Origin of the sequence: Desulforamulus aquiferis (assembly GCF_030577015.1) — a bacterium.
GTDB lineage: Bacteria > Bacillota > Desulfotomaculia > Desulfotomaculales > Desulfotomaculaceae > Desulfotomaculum > Desulfotomaculum aquiferis.
On record NZ_JARPTC010000021.1, the window covers coordinates 1 to 20,029 of the forward strand.

At 40.8% G+C, this 20,029-nt stretch carries 20 protein-coding genes and 4 tRNA genes; 18 read left to right on the forward strand and 6 right to left on the reverse strand.

The genetic code is table 11. From position 1 onward, the window contains the following. Nucleotides 1-248 precede the first annotated feature (248 nt). Both P6N53_RS13635 and P6N53_RS13640 read left to right on the forward strand, forming a co-directional pair. Nucleotides 249-539, forward strand: a complete 291-nt coding sequence (locus P6N53_RS13635) for a PadR family transcriptional regulator (protein ID WP_304544092.1) — start codon at nt 249-251, stop codon at nt 537-539. Beyond that, nucleotides 539-787 (forward strand): hypothetical protein, encoded by a 249-nt coding sequence (locus tag P6N53_RS13640; protein ID WP_304544094.1) that lies wholly within the window; start codon nt 539-541, stop codon nt 785-787. The genes P6N53_RS13635 and P6N53_RS13640 overlap by 1 nt, the downstream gene beginning before the upstream one ends. Nucleotides 788-880: 93 nt before the next feature. Here the strand turns inward: P6N53_RS13640 and P6N53_RS13645 are convergent, their stop codons facing one another. Beyond that, the gene (locus P6N53_RS13645; RefSeq protein ID WP_304544096.1) at nt 881-1,465 is read right to left on the reverse strand and encodes a LysE family transporter; all 585 of its coding nucleotides are present in this window, start codon (nt 1,463-1,465) and stop codon (nt 881-883) included. Between the two features lie 114 nt (nt 1,466-1,579). On the opposite strand from P6N53_RS13645, the gene P6N53_RS13650 reads away from it, so the two are divergent. The 3 genes from P6N53_RS13650 to P6N53_RS13660 all read left to right on the forward strand — a co-directional run bounded on the left by P6N53_RS13650 (nt 1,580) and on the right by P6N53_RS13660 (nt 3,261). Further along, the gene (locus tag P6N53_RS13650; protein WP_304544098.1) at nt 1,580-2,137 is read left to right on the forward strand and encodes a helix-turn-helix domain-containing protein; all 558 of its coding nucleotides are present in this window, start codon (nt 1,580-1,582) and stop codon (nt 2,135-2,137) included. A 507-nt stretch (nt 2,138-2,644) separates the two neighbouring features. After that, nucleotides 2,645-2,842, forward strand: a complete 198-nt coding sequence (locus P6N53_RS13655) for a helix-turn-helix transcriptional regulator (protein WP_304544099.1) — start codon at nt 2,645-2,647, stop codon at nt 2,840-2,842. A 2-nt stretch (nt 2,843-2,844) separates the two neighbouring features. Beyond that, nucleotides 2,845-3,261 (forward strand): DUF2178 domain-containing protein, encoded by a 417-nt coding sequence (locus P6N53_RS13660; protein WP_304544101.1) that lies wholly within the window; start codon nt 2,845-2,847, stop codon nt 3,259-3,261. Between the two features lie 865 nt (nt 3,262-4,126). On the opposite strand, the gene P6N53_RS13665 is transcribed toward P6N53_RS13660, so the two are convergent. Then, complete coding sequence (locus tag P6N53_RS13665; RefSeq protein WP_304544103.1) at nt 4,127-4,747, reverse strand: TetR/AcrR family transcriptional regulator; 621 nt, start codon at nt 4,745-4,747, stop codon at nt 4,127-4,129. Nucleotides 4,748-5,436: 689 nt separating this feature from the next. On the opposite strand from P6N53_RS13665, the gene P6N53_RS13670 reads away from it, so the two are divergent. Continuing rightward, nucleotides 5,437-6,327 carry a 3'-5' exoribonuclease YhaM family protein gene (locus P6N53_RS13670; protein WP_304544105.1) on the forward strand — a complete coding sequence of 297 codons (891 nt, stop codon included), beginning with the start codon at nt 5,437-5,439 and terminating at the stop codon, nt 6,325-6,327. A gap of 82 nt (nt 6,328-6,409) precedes the next feature. On the opposite strand, the gene P6N53_RS13675 is transcribed toward P6N53_RS13670, so the two are convergent. Beyond that, the gene (locus P6N53_RS13675) at nt 6,410-7,288 is read right to left on the reverse strand and encodes a sensor histidine kinase (protein ID WP_304544108.1); all 879 of its coding nucleotides are present in this window, start codon (nt 7,286-7,288) and stop codon (nt 6,410-6,412) included. 416 nt (nt 7,289-7,704) lie between these two features. After that, nucleotides 7,705-8,430: a LytR/AlgR family response regulator transcription factor gene (locus tag P6N53_RS13680; RefSeq protein ID WP_304544110.1), complete on the reverse strand. Its 726-nt coding sequence runs from the start codon at nt 8,428-8,430 to the stop codon at nt 7,705-7,707. A gap of 200 nt (nt 8,431-8,630) precedes the next feature. Here P6N53_RS13680 and P6N53_RS13685 point away from each other — a divergent pair, with 200 nt between their 5' ends. Next, nucleotides 8,631-8,951, forward strand: a complete 321-nt coding sequence (locus P6N53_RS13685) for a hypothetical protein (protein ID WP_304544112.1) — start codon at nt 8,631-8,633, stop codon at nt 8,949-8,951. On the opposite strand, the gene P6N53_RS13690 is transcribed toward P6N53_RS13685, so the two are convergent. Continuing rightward, nucleotides 8,909-9,118: a 3-hydroxyacyl-CoA dehydrogenase NAD-binding domain-containing protein gene (locus P6N53_RS13690; RefSeq protein WP_304544114.1), complete on the reverse strand. Its 210-nt coding sequence runs from the start codon at nt 9,116-9,118 to the stop codon at nt 8,909-8,911. The genes P6N53_RS13685 and P6N53_RS13690 overlap by 43 nt on opposite strands. 214 nt (nt 9,119-9,332) lie before the next feature. Here P6N53_RS13690 and P6N53_RS13695 point away from each other — a divergent pair, with 214 nt between their 5' ends. The 11 genes from P6N53_RS13695 to P6N53_RS13745 all read left to right on the forward strand — a co-directional run bounded on the left by P6N53_RS13695 (nt 9,333) and on the right by P6N53_RS13745 (nt 18,932). Continuing rightward, nucleotides 9,333-11,987, forward strand: coding sequence for a DEAD/DEAH box helicase (locus tag P6N53_RS13695; RefSeq protein WP_304544116.1), 2,655 nt, complete (start codon nt 9,333-9,335; stop codon nt 11,985-11,987). Next, nucleotides 11,984-12,715, forward strand: coding sequence for an SWIM zinc finger family protein (locus tag P6N53_RS13700; RefSeq protein WP_304544118.1), 732 nt, complete (start codon nt 11,984-11,986; stop codon nt 12,713-12,715). Before P6N53_RS13695 ends, P6N53_RS13700 begins: the two co-directional genes overlap by 4 nt. 252 nt (nt 12,716-12,967) lie before the next feature. Next, nucleotides 12,968-13,549, forward strand: a complete 582-nt coding sequence (gene thpR / locus P6N53_RS13705; protein WP_304544121.1) for an RNA 2',3'-cyclic phosphodiesterase — start codon at nt 12,968-12,970, stop codon at nt 13,547-13,549. Nucleotides 13,550-13,648: 99 nt separating this feature from the next. Further along, nucleotides 13,649-14,257 carry a flavodoxin family protein gene (locus P6N53_RS13710; RefSeq protein ID WP_304544123.1) on the forward strand — a complete coding sequence of 203 codons (609 nt, stop codon included), beginning with the start codon at nt 13,649-13,651 and terminating at the stop codon, nt 14,255-14,257. Between the two features lie 6 nt (nt 14,258-14,263). Continuing rightward, nucleotides 14,264-15,265 carry a deoxyguanosinetriphosphate triphosphohydrolase gene (locus tag P6N53_RS13715; RefSeq protein ID WP_304544125.1) on the forward strand — a complete coding sequence of 334 codons (1,002 nt, stop codon included), beginning with the start codon at nt 14,264-14,266 and terminating at the stop codon, nt 15,263-15,265. 208 nt (nt 15,266-15,473) lie between these two features. After that, on the forward strand, nt 15,474-17,294 hold the full coding sequence (gene dnaG, locus P6N53_RS13720) for a DNA primase (protein WP_304544127.1): 1,821 nt from the start codon (nt 15,474-15,476) through the stop codon (nt 17,292-17,294). Beyond that, nucleotides 17,291-18,391 (forward strand): RNA polymerase sigma factor RpoD, encoded by a 1,101-nt coding sequence (gene rpoD / locus P6N53_RS13725; RefSeq protein WP_304544129.1) that lies wholly within the window; start codon nt 17,291-17,293, stop codon nt 18,389-18,391. Before dnaG ends, rpoD begins: the two co-directional genes overlap by 4 nt. Nucleotides 18,392-18,514: 123 nt before the next feature. Further along, nucleotides 18,515-18,589: transfer RNA gene (locus P6N53_RS13730), tRNA-Asn, on the forward strand. An 8-nt stretch (nt 18,590-18,597) separates the two neighbouring features. Continuing rightward, nucleotides 18,598-18,672 (forward strand) — tRNA-Ile (locus P6N53_RS13735). A gap of 103 nt (nt 18,673-18,775) precedes the next feature. Next, nucleotides 18,776-18,851 (forward strand) — tRNA-Glu (locus P6N53_RS13740). Between the two features lie 5 nt (nt 18,852-18,856). Beyond that, a tRNA-Val gene (locus P6N53_RS13745) sits at nt 18,857-18,932 on the forward strand. 106 nt (nt 18,933-19,038) lie between these two features. Here the strand turns inward: P6N53_RS13745 and P6N53_RS13750 are convergent. Beyond that, on the reverse strand, nt 19,039-19,755 hold the full coding sequence (locus P6N53_RS13750) for a FadR/GntR family transcriptional regulator (RefSeq protein ID WP_304544131.1): 717 nt from the start codon (nt 19,753-19,755) through the stop codon (nt 19,039-19,041). Nucleotides 19,756-20,029 lie beyond the last annotated feature (274 nt).

Here is a 20,029-nt window from a genome sequence, read left to right on the forward strand (position 1 = left end):
TATCACATAAATAGGGTGATGACAGACCGAATTTTGGATGTCAACACCATATTTTTATATGAAAAAAGTGTATTTTTGATGGTTCAGTATTCAAAAAATATGCATTATGGGTTACGATAAAAATTATAATGATTTATAAACAGGCCATCCCCTTAAATATGTCAATCAGTTATGCAATTTTAGGGATACTAAGCCACGAATAAATGACAGGATACGATTTTTAAAAAATTATTCAAGAATCAGCTTTTATGCATTGGTCAGGAAATAACAATCAAATATATAAATCACTAACAGAGCTATTTGATAAAGGTTTGGTAACTAATGTAGTTAAGCATCAAGAAAGTTCACCAACAAAAAAAATCTATAGTATAACCAGTGAAGGCCTTGTTGCGTTAAAAGAATGGGTTCTTTCTCCAGCTGAGCCTAGTGAAATAAAAAGCCTTTCCTGGTTCAGCTTGCATGGTCCAAGGAACTCAATACCAGTGAACCAAATATGTTGCTTGATGGATATGAAAATCAAGTTAAGATGCAGTTATTAATGGGGCAATGCAATAAACACGACAGTAATCTATTAATTGAAAGATCACATCTGGAAAGAACAATATGGAGTTTTATCAGCGATAATATTCGAAGTACATATGATAATGAGTTGATATGGATTCAAGATCTGCGGAGAGCTATAGCTAATAGTACTAATGAAATTATTTATGATTGTAATAGGAACAATAATATCTTCTTTGCAGACAACCTAGAACAAGCCATAGAAAAATTGTCTTTGGCCCACTAATTATTTTATACCTTAAGGATCTGTGAGACTTCAGTGCAAAATTAAGTATGGGTATTATTCATTGGTAAGTTTAAGTAACGAATATTAAAAATTTTAGAAAAATAAGGAAATTGCACAGTATATAAGCAATAATGCCATAACGGTGTTAATCATCGTATTATTACTAATTAGAAACTTTTGGAATATAGAGCCAAATAATGACCAGCAGCAAGTTGCAATAAAGCCAACGAAAGCTAAAAATACAGAAAAAAATGTGAGCATTAATACAGATTTATAGTGCGGCATAATAAAAGTTGAAACCGTAGTAATTCCATAAAGAATAACTTTTGGGTTGACAAATTGTAAAAGAAAGCCGGCCAAGAAAGTATTTGTGTGTTTTTCATTTTTATCCTCACTATGAGGTTTGCTTTTGTAGGTTTTCCATGCAAGCCACAATATATAAGCGGCACCAATAAAAGTCATGGCTGGTTTAATAGAAGGGATGAGGCTATAAAGTGTTGCACTGAAAATACTGCATAAAGCAATTATAAAAAAAAATCCAAAGAAAATTCCTACATTAAAAAATATACTATTCTTAAATCCATATCGACTAGCATTTGACATGGACATTATATTATTGGGCCCGGGTGTAAAGGTTGTGACAAGAACATAGGATAAAAAAGCAGTTAAATTTGGCATGGATATTTACCTCCTATTTTTTTGTATGATATAATACACAAAATGAACAATATATGATGCGTGCGATATAATGATAGAATTTGTGCAATATAATGTCAAGGGGTTGGTGTAAATATGGTAGATAAATTAAATTCCGTTATTGCTGAAAATTTAAAAAAGCTTCGTGAGGAGAGAAAATTAAGCCTTGAAAGTGTAGCAAAACTTTCTGGAGTGAGTAAAAGTATGCTCGGTCAAATTGAGCGAGGGGATGTAAATCCAACTGTATCAACAATATGGAAAATATCTAATGGACTTAAAATATCCTTTACCCAACTTATGAGTAGACCTGAATCTGATATTGAACTTGTCTATAAGTCTGAAATACAACCTCTTGTTGAAGACAATGGCAAATTAAGAAATTTCCCTATATTTCCTTTTGATAGTACGAGAAGGTTTGAAATGTATACTCTGGAAATTGATGGTGGGGGCCTCCTAAATGCAGAAGCACATCCCCAAGGCACACAGGAATTCATTACTGTGTTTTTCGGGGAGGTTGTTATCACTGTAAATGGAGAGGATTTTGTTATAACTGAGGGAAATTCTATGCGATTTAAGGCAGACTGTCCTCATGACTATAAAAATTTAGGAAAGAAAACTTGTAAACTGAGCATGATTATTTACTACCCAATGTAGAGTAGACATAGGTGTGCCAGGCAGTTAACTTATTGGGGTGACAAGGGGACAGGGTTATTGACATAGTGCTGACGATAATTCCCGCGCCCTTATCACCGCTCTTTGAATATTAGAATAAGCTTGGTTACGGAAAATACGTTAAAAACTCAGGAGTTATTAGACCGTCTGCGTGACGAGAAAGAGTAAGCTGTCAAAAAGTGTTCCATAATAGTAAAAAACGGGATTGGTCTTAAAGTGTTTGCAGTCACTCAGGCTGCTGTAATCAACAAAGACCAATCGAAGACTAAATAAATATAATGAAAATAGTATAAGTAAAGTATCAAAGCATTTCTACCAAGGCTTTAAGAGTTTATATGTAGAGAAAAGGTATTGTCTTTCAAGACAGTACCTTTTTTTACTGCTATTATTTTTTTAGCTAGATGGAAAGTTAGCTTGACATAAGAAGTAATAAGTGTTATCTTGTAAATGTAAAGCATGCTTTCCATAAATAAAGAAGGGATGTTACTTTTGAAAAACAGGTTAGAAGAAATTCGAAAGCAGCAAGGAGTTAAACAAGAAGAATTGGCGGCTGCTTTAGAAGTATCTAGACAGACGATTGGTTCATTAGAGAATGGTCGTTACAATCCATCTATTATATTAGCATTTAAAATAGCACGATATTTTGATATGCCAATCGAAGAAATTTTTATTTATGAGGAGGAATAATCATGGTAAAGAAAACGTCATTTTATGTCTTTATACTTATATTGGGAATTGGGCTGATCGTCACAGGCTTTTTATTTCGAGCAGAAGAGGTTAAAAATATCTCAGGAGTCTTGATTGGGATTGGAATGTCATTATTTGGTAGCAGTCTTTTTAATTTATTTATGAAACACTTCCAGCAAAAACACCCTGAAATTAAGAAGCAGAATGAAATTTATTTAAATGATGAACGCAATGTAATAATTCAGAATAAATCAAAGGCAAGAGCGGCTGATATTATCCAGTGGTTTATCATAGGATTAGCATATGTTATGATTTTATTTGATTATCCATTATGGCTATTTGGAATTACCATTGGAATTTTCCTTTTATATTATTTAATATCAATTTACTTTGCGGTTAAATATCAAAAAGAAATGTAAGATTCATTCAAGGGGCCGCCGTTCGTGGCGGCCTCTGAATTTGGGGGCTACGGCTTCTAATTCCCAAAATCTGAGAAAATATGCAGGTAATAACCAAACTTCGGGAATTCACGAGACGTGAGCCGAAACCGTACGCAGAGCCGCGCATCCATGCGCGGATTAGGGTTTAGTGATGACTATTGCGCACTTTTCCTATATTGTGCAACACGCTGAGGTCTCCAAAACTGTCTGCATAATCATAGTTATATTCTCAATGATTTTCAGCTCTATTGTTGGTGGCGGTGTATCCGAAACATATCTTTATCCTATATACGGAGGCATTGTCTTATTAGCTGGGTTAATTGTGATTTGTACCGTTGTTATTCTTGAGGAAATAAAACTAATAAAAGATAGCTTGAATAAAACCGAAAAGCAGATAAAGATAAACCGTAAGGATATACTCCATAAAGTGAGCATTTAACAAAGTATCTGTAATCTGTAAACTGAAACAGAAAGGAAGTTGCTATTATTAAATCGAAGAAGGAATGATAAATTAAAGTTTATCAGTGGAATTATGAGGGTAATCCGCGCTTGTAATTAGTGAAAAAGTAGTAACTTTACTGAATGGAATATGAGCTTGAAATGAAGAAATTATCACTACGCCATCTCCAATTATGCACTATCGCATGGGTTATCGCCTTAGATGTTAATAGTAATAGCGGCAAGAAGTGTTCCATAATGTGAAAAAACGGTGATTGGTCTATTATTATAGCAGCCGACAAGCGGCGAAAAAATTCTATGACCAAAGGAAATTGGGCTTTAAAATAATTAAATGAAGCAAAGGGAGGGCAGCTAACTACTTTTTCAAGTAGTTAGCTGCCCGAATTTACCGCTTTAAGCCGTACAGTAATATTTTAAAGTGATCACGAATCTGTTCCTTAAAATCGAAATCGGGATAACGGATGCACCATTCAAAGACAATACCCCTAATGGCAAGAACTAAGTGTTTTGCCAGAGATTCAACAGGTATATCTTCCCTTAACTCACCCCCTCGGACTCCTTTTTCCAATATCTCCACAAAAATTTTATAAAGCTCCCGGTTATAGTCCATCGCAGATGTTGTATCAATAGTTTTTGTTATGTGAGCTTTATACAGTACCCGCATATTCTCCAATCCAATATTAAACTCAATAAAATCGGAGATTCTTTCCGCAAATAGAAGTAATATATCAAGGGAAGATTGGCGATCAGAAAGTGATATTAAAAAGGATTTATAATCCATATCAGCTATGTTTGTGTATGCATTCACCAAAGCAGCTATTAGCGCATCTTTGGATTCGTAATGCACATAAAAGGCACCTTTGGATACCCCTGCAGCCTCTACGATGGAATCTACACTTACGTTTTCTATTCCATGTTCTTCGACCAATTGGCTTGCGGCCTCAAAGATTTTTCTTTTTGTTTTGGTCGCCTGTAGTTTTCTTTTGTTCATATTCTCTTTTATCATTATTTTTCACCTTCAATTTATAAATTGATTGACATTGAATTTTACTAAAGTTAAAACATGACTACGGTATGTGACTGCGGTCGCTGAGGTTAACTGAATAATTATAGCACATATTTTATTTTATTTCCTAGTTTAATTATTTGATGCTGTTTACACCTTCACTAGGTAGTATATGTTAAATACATTATTATATATAAGCGACATTAACAATGGGGGGTATGGGTGTGATAAGAGCTTTAAGTTGCAAAATTGTTGCCTTGACTTTGATGGTTATTCTGGGTGGAGGTTTTCTAATTCCGCAAAAGGTGAATGCTGCTGAACTATAGCCTTGACGGTATAGCTTGCCACGGCAAACTCTGGCGAAGAGGACAAAAAGACGATTTTTGCCTCAGTGTCAAAGCTGCCGCAAATTTTATCGTTCTGGTTTTTTGCATCTCACACCGTTTCCTACTACATTTCACACCGGAAGACACATTATTTCTCACAAATTGCTATGATGTTTTTGTACAGAAATGATTACTTGCAGGCATAAAAAAAGGGGAGGGCCCTGTTTGACTACAATAATTGCCTGTTTCATTGTTTTTTTCAGCACCGCCGCATTCATAGCTTTATGGTTTTGGTGGTTGGGGGTTGGTGAGCTGAGTTTTGTTATTTTAATTAGGGCATTAAGTTAAATAGGAGGGGTGATGATGAGTTCTTTTATTGGTGATTTAAAGCCAGGGGTACAGATGCAGAGGGTATACGCTGTCAAGAATAAGAAACTTCTTCCCTTTCGTGACGGCTCAGGGTTTTTCCTTGCTCTTACCTTGTCAGATAAAACTGGTCAGGTGGGAGGTAGGGTCTGGGAACAAGTTGAAGAAGTTAGCAACTGCTGTGTTGTTGGTGATGTGGTTAAGGTTACAGGCCTGGTTAGTGAATACAATGGAGTGGCTCAAATTAGTCTTTATTCTATTACAGCCTGCAATGACGAGAATATAGATATGGAGTGTTTCCTTCCCTCTACCGAAGTTTCAGTGGAATTTGTTTGGGAGGAATGGTTAAATATAACGTCATCCCTTAAAAATCCCTATTTGCAATCATTACTAACTGTTATGGTTAAGGATAAAGGTTTTGTGGAGGGTATAGCCAAGGCACCGGCGTCTAAGCGTAACCATCACTCCTTCCTAGGTGGTTTATGGCAGCACAGCAGGGGTCTTGTTGCAGCAGCAGAAGGACTGGCAAGAGTATATCCTCAAATGGATCGGGATTTATTAGTAACCGCTGCTTTATTGCATGACTTGGGAAAAATGGAAGAATATCGTTGCCGAGCAACCATTGACTTTGACGATGCGGGAAGTCTCTCAGGTCATGTAGTTTTAGGGGTAGGATTGGTGGAACGTTACATCTCTCAGATCCCAGACTTTCCAGAGGTATTGCGAAAAAAGCTGTTGCACATGATCGTTATCCATCATGGGGAGTATGAGTGGCAATCACTGAAGAGACCCGAGTTTTTGGAAGCGGCAATCCTCCATCAGTTGGATATGCTGGATGCTATGGTGGAAATGTTTACATCTGCAGAAGGGGAAGGGAGGGAGATGTAAGTATAAAAGGGTGTTGGATGCTAAAATCTTGAGCGATTTAGTGTACCCAACACCCTATTTTTTATCATTCTCCGCCAAAATGCTATACCACCGGCAGGCTACTGATGTTCTCCATCGGCAATACCATACGCAGGGTAAAGATACCGCCCTCGGTTTCAAAGGTGGCAAAGCCTTTTCTCTTTTCTGCAATGACTTCAATACTCCGGCAGCCGAAACCGTGTTCTTCCTGTTTGGAAGATGGCGCACCGCTTTTTTGCTCTATTTCTCCGGTGTACGCGTTTTGTATCATAACTAATAGCTTATTTCGATTGACAGAGCAGCTTACCCTAACGGTGCGTAAAGACTTGTCCTCGATTTTGCTTGCAGCAGTGATAGCATTTTCCAGTCCGTTGGACAGTGCGCTGCAAAGCTCTGTATCGGAAATTCCCAGTTCCTTGGGCAGCTTTGCAGCAGTGAGCAATGTGACCCCCACCTTTTTTGCCTTACTGTCAAAGAAGGAAAGCACCAGATTGACCGTGTCGTTTTCACAAAACAGGATTGGAGTAATTTTGTCCAGATCCCTTTGTGCCTGTAAAAGATAACCTTTGATTTTATTTATATCCCCACCTTCTGCAAAACCATACAGCAAAGATAAATGATGCCGCAAATCGTGCCTGTGAATAACTGCCTGCATTTGGGATTCCCTAAGCATTTCTATTTCTTTGCTAAAACTATTTTCCATTACACGCAAAGCCATATACTCTAGCTTTATTTCTGCCTTTTCATACAATGTCTTGAGAAAGATTACGGTAAAAACAAAATAAATAATCACCACGGCAGCATCCATAAATTCAACAATAGCCGCTCCACCTGTATAAAGTAAATTGGTATATACGGTAAGTGTATATTCCATAAAGTAATAAAGCATAGGTACTGCAAAAATTAACTTCAGAGTCTTGCTGTTTTCATATTTAAGGCGCACTACATAGGGTGCAACCCATTTTACGATGATAAACAACAGTGGTAGAGTGATCGCAATCTGTACTATATAGGAGATATTAGCATCATAGCCCCAGAACGATGAAATAAATGTGCCAATCCATTTTCTCGGTGTACAAAACAGGTAGGCAGAAAATATCGAAATTCCTGCGAGGAGGGCTGGTTTTTTATAATAGAATTTTATAGCCAGAAAAAGTGGCAAATGAATTAAAACAGGATAAGCCTTGAATAAAAATTCCGATCCTAGAATTGAATAAGCAAGAGCTTGTATCAAGCCGAATACCAAAAACAAAACACTATATTGCCCAGCGTTTTTGCGAAAGGGTAAGCCAGAAAACGACAGCGTAAGCACAATGCCGAATAAAAGTACACTAGAAAAGTTTAAAAACTCCAATAGATTCATAGAGTATTCCTCTCTTCCCAAAACAGCTGCTTGACATAGGCATCTCGTACCTCTTTATACAGTATCCTCGATACAGGGATGCTTTTTCCTTGATGTGTAGTCAGTTCGTTTGATGTAAGCTCATTGATTTGACACAGGTTAACTATATAGGAACGATGAACTCGCATAAATTCGGGTCTTGCAAGAAGTGTCTGCTCAAACTCTGAAAGACGTGCCGTTACCTCACGAACACTGTTATCCGAAAGGTGGAAATACACCTGCTTATTCATGACCTCCACATAGACAAGTCTTGAAAACAAAATCCGTGCAATGCAGTTTTTTGATTTTACGGTTAACCCTTGCTGTGGTTTTTGGCTGTCTGTCATCAGTTCGTTAAGAACACCAAAAAGACGACCTTCACCTACCGGCTTTAAAATATAATCCATCGCCTTGACGGTATAGCTTGCTACGGCAAATTCTGGCGAAGAGGTCAAAAAGACGATTTTTGCCTCAGTGTCAAAGCTACGGATTTCCTTTGCCGCTTCCATACCGTTAACCGCAGGCATAATCACATCCAAAAGATACAGTGCATAATCACCACTTTTTACTGTGGAAAGCAGTTCCGCTCCACTGTGAAAGGCTTTATATGTAAGCGAGGCATTATGCTCTCGCTTGTATTTTTCTAGAAATGATGAGATACGGACAAGCTCCTCCTTATCATCATCGCATATTGCAATATGCAAATCAGTTCACCTCCGTTAATGTGTAAAAATTCAAAATAATTATACCGCAAGTTTTATCGTTCAGAGGCAATTTTTTGCACCTCACACCGTTTTCTACTACATTTCACACCGGAAGACACATTTTTTCTCGCAAATTGCTATGATGTTTCTGTACAGAAACGATTACTTGCAGGCATGAAAAAAGAGGGGGGATGACCTATTTGACTACAATAATTGCCTGTTCCATTGCTTGTTTCAGCACCGCCGCATTCATAGCTTTATGGTTTTGGGTGGTGAGAAAGGAGCTGAAGGCAAAACAAAATATAATAGAAAGTGCAAGGTCACAGCTTGCAGCCAGTCGAAAACAGCGTCTCCGTGCAAAGGATACTCCCGAGACAGAAAAGGCACAGGAGATACTGGACAGAAGCCATGACATCTACCGTCAGTCGGTGGAGCTGTATAACGACACCATGTTCTATTGGGCGGGTGAGGTTTGGGACTATCCCTCCTCTGAGAGTACCCATACGATAACGCGAAGGTAATCTTCGCCAAAGTATACCCTAATGTTTTTAAAACCTCGATTAACGCTTTCCTCTGAACGGCCAAACATCTTAACCTGATACCCGGCCAAAGCAAACATTAAAGCCGTACCAAAGCCCATGTTACCGGTACCCAAGTTACAGATAGTTTTTATCTCCTTAGCTTTCATTACTGTTGCCCCCTGGAAATTAAGTATTTATCCAGGATTATACAACATATTGCCGGTTAAACCTCCAATTATCAAACTCTTAGGTAAAATATCGAAAGGACAAAGTCTAAGGCTGGGAAAATTGCACCAAGCTTTAGCAATAGCTGCAAGAAGAGGCAATAGCGGTTATAATAGATTTGTAGATAACCTAACCGGCTAGCGGAGGACAAGTCTAATGCCACGAATAAAAAAACAGGAAGAACAGCAATTATGCGCCTACTTCACACCTTCAGGCTTTGTCATTGAGGAGGACCTATTGGAACTGCAGGATCCTCTTAAAACCTGGATGATGCAGTTCAAAGCAGACAAACACAGGGCCCTGTTTCATCTTGGCTTCCTGGAAAGGGCAAAGTGGTTTTCGCCTTCCCTCGAGTACCTCCATCACATAACAGAGTTGCTCATTAGAAAAATTAGCCAACAGGCGGATCTCGAAATCAGTCGGGATCAAGTTCAGGTTGAATTGGGAAATAACGAAGTGGAAAGGCTTAAGGATGAAATTCCCTTTGCAATTGGCATGGAATATATTGACGCGGACTGGATTCGAAGGCTCTGGGAGGAACTGTTGACTGTTTTCCGGACGGAAATCAGGGACTATGATGGTACCGTTAACAGGTACTTTACGGATTATAACTCCAATATCAATGTTGCAGGCAGGGTGTTTTTTCACCTGGTTGAAAATAAAGAAGAACAATTTCCTTTTGCCTTTATGGCCACTTACTCAACCAAGACGGTTAAGAGTAAGCGAGCAGTACACAACCCTTTGAAAAATGCATTAGAGGAATTTAGAGGGGAGGATAAGAAGCTGCTTAACCTCATTTCAACAGTTATCAAGGCTGCGGAGAAGAGCAGCTTTATCTCTGAATTGCTGGAAAGTGGGGAATTGTTCTCGCCCCTGAAGCTCACTAGAGAGGAAGCATACATTGTTTTAAAGGAAATTGCCCTTTATGAGGAAGCCGGCATCATGTGCAGGGTACCGGATTGGTGGCGCAAAGGCAGCAATTCTATCCGGCTTTCGATTACAGTGGGAGAAAAGGAACCCTCCAGGGTGGGGTTGGATGCTATTATGGATTTTTCACCTGCTCTTAAAATAGGAGATGAGCCACTTACCAAAAAGGAACTAAGGAAGTTTCTGAACATGGCAGAAGGACTCATACAATACAAAGGAAGATGGGTTGAGGTCAGTAAAGCTAAGTTGGAAGCCCTGCTTCAGGCTTATGAGAAGGTAAAGGACCTTGCCGAAGAGGGGGCATTATCCCTTGGAGAGGCCATAAGGCTTGAGTTGAATGGGAATGAGCTGCTGAATATCCCGGCCGATGAGCTAGAGGTGTCGGTTACCAATGGGCAATGGCTCAAAACAATGAAGGAGAATCTAACCCAGCCGGCAGCACTGCCGGAGGTAAATACCGTACCTTCTTTCCATGCGACACTTAGGCCCTATCAAAGAAACGGATATCAGTGGCTTTATCAAATTTCTAAGATGAGATTTGGGGCTTGTCTGGCAGATGATATGGGGCTGGGCAAGACCGTTCAGATGATTGCCTATTTGGAATATGCCAGGGTTCATTGCGGCGGACATGCACTGCTGATTCTGCCAGCCTCTCTGATTGGCAACTGGCAGAAGGAAATTGATAAATTCGCACCGGAAATGCCTTACCAGATACTGCACAAGAGTGAGCTAAAAGCAAAAGAAGCGGTTCAGATCAAAGAAGATTATTTCCTGTATATTACCACCTATGGCATGGCAGTCAAGCTGGAAGAACTTAATAACAGGAAGTGGGATTACCTGATTTTGGATGAGGCACAAGCCATTAAGAACCCCGGTACTAAACAGACAAAAGCTATCAAACAGATTCCAGCTGAAATTAGGATTGCTATGACTGGAACTCCTATTGAAAATCGATTGAGTGATTTATGGTCCTTGTTTGATTTCTTGAATCAAGGGCTTTTGGGAACTGCCAAGGAATTTACGGATTTTGCGAAAGAGCTTCAAGAACATTCGGGCGGATATGCCAGGCTGCGTAAAATGATACAGCCCTTTATCCTGAGAAGGCTGAAAACAGATAAAAAGATCATATCAGATCTACCTGATAAATTAGAAATAAACTCCTACACCACCCTGTCCAATAAGCAGGTTGCTCTATATAAGCAACTTATTAAACAGATTGAGGAGAAGCTGGAGGATTCGGAAGGAATTGAACGAAAAGGGCTTATATTATCCAGTATTATGAAGTTTAAACAGATTTGTAATCATCCGGATCAATATGTAGGTCGAGAGGAATTTAAGCCGGAGCAAAGTGGCAAGTTTGAGCAACTTAGAGAAATTTGTGAAACGATTCGGGAGAAACGGGAACGGGTTCTTATCTTTACTCAATTCAAAGAAATGACGGAGCCAATTTCCGATTTTCTTGCGGGAATATTCGATAAAGAGGGTTTTGTACTTCATGGCGGCACCCCGGTGAAAAGACGAAATGAGATTGTAGAACAGTTCAATGGAGAACAATATATTCCCTATATGGTGTTGTCTCTAAAAGCAGGCGGGGTTGGCCTGAATCTGACCGGAGCCAATCATGTAATTCATTTTGACAGATGGTGGAATCCTGCTGTGGAAAATCAGGCCACCGACCGTGCATTTCGTATTGGGCAGACGAAGAATGTCATGGTGCACAAGTTTATTACCAAAGGTACCATAGAAGAGAAGATTGATACGATTCTGGAGGAGAAGCGAAAACTGTCTGGGGACATTCTGAGTACAAATGGAGAGCAGTGGATTACGGAGTACAGTAATGAAGAACTGATGGAGCTATTTGCATTGGGCGGTGACAAGGCATGAGCTATTACGGATATCCAAAGTATGTATCAGTTGAGGAGAAAAAGGCAAAAGCGGAAAAGGCACTGAAAAAATTGAAGAAGAATAACCCAGGTTTGGAACCCGTCATCATTGAGGGAAGGACACTGGCCAAGAGCTGGTGGGGAAAGGCCTGGAACCTAAACCTGGAGAGCTATGCAGATTACAGTAACCGGATCGCTAGAGGTAAAAGCTATGTCCGTAGCAATGCAGTGTTGGATTTAAAGCTATCGAAAGGAAGAGTAACTGCCATAGTACAGGGGAGCAGGGCAAAGCCCTATGATACGGAGATTTTGATTGATACCCTAAACAGTACGAAATGGCGTAAAATCTCTGAATTATGCAATCACAGAATTGATACCCTGGAACAGCTGATAGAAGGAAAATTTCCCAAGGAAATGGAGATTTTGTTCACGGATAAAAGGTATTCCATGTTTCCATCTCCGAAGGAAATCCATTTTAACTGTAGCTGTCCTGATTACGCAAGTATGTGCAAACATGTGGCGGCGGTATTGTATGGTATAGGTGCCAGATTGGATCAGAATCCGCTGCTGTTTTTCGAGCTCAGAGATATTGATGGAAGAGAACTGATCCGGAAATCCATGGAGCAGAAGCTTGATAGCATGCTGAAAAATGCAGGCAGGAAAAGCAAACGGGGAATAGCGGCAGAGGATATCCCGAACATCTTTGGGATTAGGGTGCCAGGCACTTAACTTATTAACTTACAATCAAGATGTTAAATAAAAGCTGGACAGCTGAAGGGTTGTCCTGCTTTTATTGTCACAAAACAAGTGGATTTTTGTCATATTTTAAAGTTAATATTTAAAAATGTATAAATCTGGTCAGGATAAGCCTAAAGGCTAAGTTATTTTAAGCACAAGGTTAAAAACCTAGAAAAACACGCCTTTACAAAAAAGGATTTTCTTACCTATTGTCGAATGATAAACAAGCAGAGGGGGCGAAAAATGGAACTCCTTCGTTTATTTGTAGCCATTGATCTGCCAAGGGAGTTAAAAAAGAATATTTCACAGGTACAAAGACACTTAGCCCAAAAAAGTAAGGGCATTAAGTGGGTAGAAGATGTGAACTTACATCTTACACTTAAATTTCTTGGAGAGGTACCGACTGAGAGAAGAAATGACATCCACCTGGCAATAAAGGAATCAGTTCAGAAAATGGCTTCCATTAAACTTCAATTAAAGGGACTAGGGACCTTTGGTTCTCCGGGAAAACCTAATGTTATATGGATAGGCATAGAAGGCCAAAGGGAAAAACTGCTTAACTTGCATAATAGTCTAGATGCTAAGTTAAGCCATTTGGGTTTTGCTAGAGAAAAAAGAAGGTATTCTCCCCACCTTACCTTGGGAAGGATCAAGGAAGGTGCTGTACCAAATGATATACAGCAAGAAATTGACAGTCTAAGACAGAAAAATTTTGGTGAGTTGTCGGTAGCATCCATTGAATTATTCCAAAGCAAACTCACTTCAGCAGGACCAATTTATAAAATACTTGAAAGTACAGCATTAGAATGCCAGCCTGGGGTCTAAAGTAAGAATGGCAGGCATAATTTTTATATATCGGAGTATTTAGGGATATTAGCCATCTTTCTGGCATTTCCCTTCTTAATATATAAGGAGGTAGAAACCATGTTAGTAATTGGTTTGAATGGTAGTCCGAATAATGATGGCAACACTGTTTTTTTACTAAAAGAGGCTCTAGGGGCAGCCAGTGAGCTGGGTGCGGAAACAAAACTGATAAATGTAGCTCCCGCTGTGAAAACTCTTAATGAATTGTTTTGCGATGCCTGCACCACTCCCTGTGCGGGGGTTTGTTACCAAGGAACAAAGGTAGAGGAACTATTAAACCAACTTAAAGAGGCTGATGGAATAATTATGGCAAGCCCTGTTTACTTTGGTACTGTGGCCTCTCCCTTAAAGATTCTTTGGGATAAGACCAGAGCAATACGTAAGGAGAAAGCTTTGGTAGATGTTGTGGGTGCTGCAGTGGCGGTAGGTGGTTCCCGTTTCGGCGGGCAGGAAACTACCATCAGGGCAATGCAGGATATGATGTTGGTGCAAGGCATGACGATTGTAGGTGATGGTTCGTTTTTAGATGATGCAGGTCACCAGGGAGCCAGTGCCCAGAAGCCTTCAGATAAGGACCAGATAGGAATAAAGCGCAGCCAGATATTAGGCCGACGGGTGGCTGAAGTTGCCCAGGGGACAATGGCTTTAAGGGAAAGGAAAAAGGGGTAGTTCCCCATGGAAATCAGGCTGCAAACTGAGGAACTTGAGAGGCAGCTGCTGTCCCCTTATGCCTGCCGCAGCGTTGATAGCAAGGGGAGAGAAAAATTTGAGGAACAATGTCCTATTCGCACGTTGTTTCAGAGGGATAGGGATAGGATTATCCACTCAAAGGCCTTTCGTAGGTTGAAGCACAAAACCCAGGTGTTTATTATCCCGGAGGGAGATCACTATAGGACAAGACTAACCCATACCCTTGAAGTGGCTCAGATTGCCAAAACCTGTGCCAAGGCCCTTCGCCTTAATGAAGATTTGACCGAGGCAATTGCCATGGGACATGATCTAGGGCATACACCCTTTGGTCATGCAGGGGAACAGGTCCTAGATAAAGTTTATCCACCGGGCTTTAAGCATAATGAGCAAAGTCTTCGTATAATAGACAAACTGGAAGGTCACAGTGGTTTAAACCTAACCTGGGAGGTGCGGGACGGGGTATTAAATCATACCGGTCCAAATAAACCAGCCACCTTAGAAGGCCAAGTGGTCAAGATTGCAGATCGCATTGCCTATATTAACCATGACATAGATGATGCATTGCGTGCAGGTGTCTTGGACAGGGAGGATTTGCCTAGGAGTTGCTTGGAGATACTTGGAAATCGTCATAGTCAGAGAATTAATACTATGGTATTAGATTTAATCAAATCCAGCCAGGGTAAGTCTGAAATTTGCATGAGTGTGCAGGTTAAACAGGCCATGGACAGGTTAAGGAGTTTTATGTTTAACAATGTGTATATAGGTTCTGAGGCTAAAACCGAAGAGAGTAAGGCTAGGCACTTGGTGGAAAATCTATATTTCTACTTTTTAAATAATCCTAATAAAATTCCTGGAGATGTATTGAGCAGGGCTGAGCAGGAAGGTATCCCCAGGGTTATTGTAGATTATATTGCTGGAATGACTGATCGCTTTGCAGTTGCTCAATATAAAAATCTATATATACCACACGGTTTTCCCTTAGGTTAATATAATTTTGATATATTCATTGAAAATATTGGCAATAATAAAGTTGTTGCCCTTGAAAAATTGTCGAAGTAATGCAGGATATTTTCAAGGGATAGCGAATAGTCTTTAAACTGTAGCCTCAATTACGTGGTGATTCCATTAGCAGGAAAAAATCCCTTTATGGAGAAACTTTACTATAATAACTGTTTTTTTTCAAGGGTGGTTTAACATGGGGTCATATATCCCGGATGAGGTAGTTGAGGACATAAGACAAAGAACCGACATTGTGGAAGTTGTATCCCAGTATTTGACGCTGGAGCGGCGTGGCAAAAACCTGTTAGCCCTTTGCCCCTTTCACCAAGAGAAAACGCCTTCCTTCAATGTTAATCCAGAGAAGCAAATATTTCATTGCTTTGGCTGTGGAGTTGGAGGAAACGTTTTTAAATTTCTTATGATGGTGGAAGGTGTTTCTTTCCCTGACGCAGTAAGAACACTGGGGGCCAAGGCGGGTGTTGCAATCCCGGAACGATATTCCCCGGCAGATACAACACAAAAAAGTAAAAAGGAACGGGCTTGGGAAATCTACGGACTCAGCAGGGATTATTACCGCTTGCTGTTATCGAAGGAAGTTGGACAAAGGGCCATGCAGTATTTGGCAAAGCGTAATTTGACCAAAACTTCCCAAGAGACCTTTCAATTGGGATATGCTCCGGCAGGTTGGGATGCCTTAACCAAATATCTTCTCTCAAAGGGCGTCTCCCGGGATGAATTGGTAAAGTTAGGTTTAGCCCAGAGCAAAGAGAATGGCTGCTATGATCGGTTTAGGGACAGGGTTATATTTCCCATTTGGGATTCCCAGGGTCGAGTAGTCGGATTTGGTGGCAGAACAATGGGCGATGACCCACCTAAATACCTTAACTCTCCCGAGGGTGAGTATTTTAATAAAGGCAAGCTTTTATACGCCTTGCACATTTCGCGAAGGGGGATTCGAGAGCAGGGTTTCGCAGTGCTTTTGGAAGGTTATATTGATGTGGTTTCTGTTTACCAGCGTGGGGTCACCAATGCGGTTGCCTCCTTGGGGACAGCCTTTACTAGGGAACAGGGCAGACTTTTAATGAGCTACACCCATAATGTGGTTATTGCATATGATGGAGATGCGGCGGGTGTTAAGGCAGCCATTAGGGCTGCTGAAATTCTTCAAGAACTAGGGTGTAAGGCTACCATAGCAACTATTCCTGACGGTATGGATCCTGATGATTTTATTCAGGCCCAGGGACTAGAAGGATGGTCAAATATGATAGCTAAGGCATTACCTCTAGTTCAGATTAAACTGTTACAGGCTGTAAAACAATACGGAATTGGTAACAGTGCATCTAAACAAAGGATACTTCAGGAGGTGCTACCCAATTTGGCTGCGGTGGCCAGTTCAATAGAATTAGAAGAAGCAGTTCAACATACGGCCACAGTTTTACAGGTCAATTGGGAAACTGTTCTTGATGAAATAAAAAGCTATAGGATAAATAACAGGAAAAAATCCCAATTTAGGGATATTTCTTCAAAAGATAGCCATAATATAGCAAGTAATTCCATTAACCAGCATTCTAAAAGGCCTGCCGATGCCAGGGCTACTGCAGAGGCAAACCTTATTAGACTGGCCTTGGAGGATAAAAGTTGGCTCAACCGGATTAATCAGGAGCTTGGAAGAGAATTTTTTCAAGACCCGGATTACCAGTTAATATACCGCACAATTTTGGATTTAGAAGCAGATGGAGTTTCAGCAACAATATATACAAGGCTTGGGGAAAAACAGCAAAGAATATATAGTGAGCTTCTGGTTCAAGATATTCCAGGACAAAACCTGGAACAGGTTTTTGCTGACTTAGTCAAAGCTATTAAAAAAACTGGAAACAAGGCAAGACTGGCAAATCTTTTAGAACAACTGGCTACGGCCGAACGAGCAGGAGATGCCGAAAAAGTTTTTATGCTTCGTCGGGAAATAAACTTATCAATTTCGAAATCCGAGGGGCCCGAAAGGGGAGTGGCAACGTGAGTGAGGAAATAAAAGTTGAGCAAGTGAAAGAACTCGTAGAGAAGGGCAAAAAACGAGGCGTCCTTACATATAGCGAAATAATGGATGGTTTGCAGGGAACAGAACTCACGCCTGAGCAAATTGATGACATTTATGAAAAATTAGCAGGTATGGGTATTGAGGTTGTCCCTGAGGTAACCGATCTTGAGCCACTGGAAGTAGATGAGACTACAGAAGCTACCCCCGAAGAGGTTGAGGTTGAGTTGGATTTGTCTATTCCTGAAGGTATCGGTATAGATGATCCCGTACGAATGTACCTAAAGGAAATTGGACGTGTTCCCCTGCTTTCACCTGAGGAAGAAGTAGAGCTAGCCAAACGAATGGAATTAGGGGATGAAGAGGCTAAGCGTCGCTTGGCAGAGGCCAATCTTCGTTTGGTGGTTAGCATTGCAAAGCGCTATGTTGGCCGGGGCATGCTGTTTCTTGATTTAATCCAGGAGGGCAATTTAGGCCTTATTAAAGCTGTAGAAAAGTTTGATTTCCGTAAGGGCTTTAAATTTAGCACCTATGCAACCTGGTGGATTCGACAGGCTATAACCAGGGCCATTGCTGATCAGGCCCGTACAATTCGTATTCCGGTACACATGGTTGAAACCATAAACAAACTTATAAGAGTTTCCCGCCAGCTTCTTCAGGAACTGGGTCGTGAGCCAAGCCCTGAAGAAATCGCCAAGGAAATGGAAATTTCCGGTGAAAAGGTCCGGGAGATTATGAAAATAGCCCAGGAACCAGTATCCTTGGAAACACCTATTGGTGAGGAGGAAGACTCTCACCTGGGAGATTTCATCGAGGACGCTGATGCTAGGGCACCTGCGGAAGAGGCTTCCTTTACTCTATTGAGAGAGCAGCTTGATGAGGTTCTGAAGACCTTAACAGACCGTGAACAAAAGGTGCTTCGCTTAAGATTTGGCTTGGATGATGGAAGGGCACGCACTCTGGAAGAAGTGGGTCAAAAATTTGGCGTAACCAGGGAACGCATTAGACAGATCGAAGCAAAGACCCTACGTAAGCTGCGTCATCCCAGTCGGAGTAAAAAGCTTAAGGATTACCTTGATTAAGCTTGATGTTGAATAGAAGTTGTCCAATCTTTATAAAAAAATGCAAAAACTAATAAATTTTAATGCATTTGCATGTTGACCTGGCAAATCTGTTTTAGTATAATAACTCTTGCATGGTGATGCTCCTCGATAGCTCAATGGTAGAGCAACCGGCTGTTAACCGGTAGGTTGTAGGTTCGAATCCTACTCGGGGAGCCAATATTATCGGGCCTATAGCTCAATGGTAGAGCATCCGGCTCATAACCGGCTGGTTCCAGGTTCGAATCCTGGTGGGCCCACCATTTGAGAAGTGGTAGGTTAGAAGTGTGAAATTTCCCGATTAACTAAAGGATTCTAGTGACATATAGTTCTCACCTCTAACTTCTCACCTCTGATTTCTAAAATGGCCCCTTGGTCAAGTGGTCTAAGACACCGCCCTTTCACGGCGGTAACACGGGTTCGAATCCCGTAGGGGTCACCATATAAGGGCGATTAGCTCAGCTGGGAGAGCGCCTGCCTTACAAGCAGGATGTCGGCGGTTCGATCCCGTCATCGCCCACCAATCAAACCTCACGTAGTATGTGGGGTTTTTGATGTTTTGGAAGGCGGAAAAAAGCAGGGACGGCTCTTTTGCTTCCTTGAGAGGAAGAAAAAGAGCCGTCCCTGGCTCAGGATTGTTCAATGCCTGTATTATTTCTCAGGGTGGTCAATACGCTGCTCAGATGTTCTTCCATGGTCTTTTTTGCTTCATCTGACTTACGTTCTACGATGGCGGTTAAAACCTTTTCGTGTTCGTCAATGGAACGAAGGGCGCGTCCGGGAATGGTATGGGTTTCGTCGGAGGTTGTCTCGAGAAGATTTAGGATATTTTCTGTCATCATGGCTACCACCGGGTTCTGGGAGGCTTCAGCAATACACAGGTGAAAATTACGGTTTAAATCTACGAAACGATCCGCATAGTCAACTGGGTCCACACTTCTAGCCTCTTCAAGAAGACTTCTAATTCTCTGGTAATCTTCTTCGGTACAGCGCTCAGCGGCCCAGAAGGCTGAAGCCTTTTCTAATAGGATCCTTACCTCATATATGTGTTCTAAGGTTTCAAGGTTGTATGACAGAAGACTGGAAAGCTGCCTGCCAACTGCATTGCTATCCACTGTGGAAACGAAAATGCCCACACCGTGCTTGACCTCTAGAAGGCCGATGCCAGCAAGGGTTTTTACGGCATCTCGTATTACAGTCCTACTTACGCCAAACTTTTCAGCCATCAATCTTTCAGTGGGTAGACGGTCGCCAGGCTTTAATTTTCCTTTAGCTATAAGGTTTTGAATATAACCAGCAACCTCATTTCTCAGGGACTCGCTGCGACCAATACGATTATCAAACAAGGATATCAACTCCCGCGTTATAAAATGGCATTGGTAATACCACAACCGTATCATACTATATAACTTACCCAAGACACAACTTGTTTTTGTAAAGGAACATATATCCAACGCAAACAAACTTGTCCCCAAAAAGGGAATAAACTGTCGAAATAGCAAGAATGAAATAGTTATTTATTGAACATAGTCACCTGGGTGACATTTTGGGTTTGACGGAGATAGGGAGAAAAGGTACAATGTAATAGGTAATACCACATACCTATTACTTTATACCTTA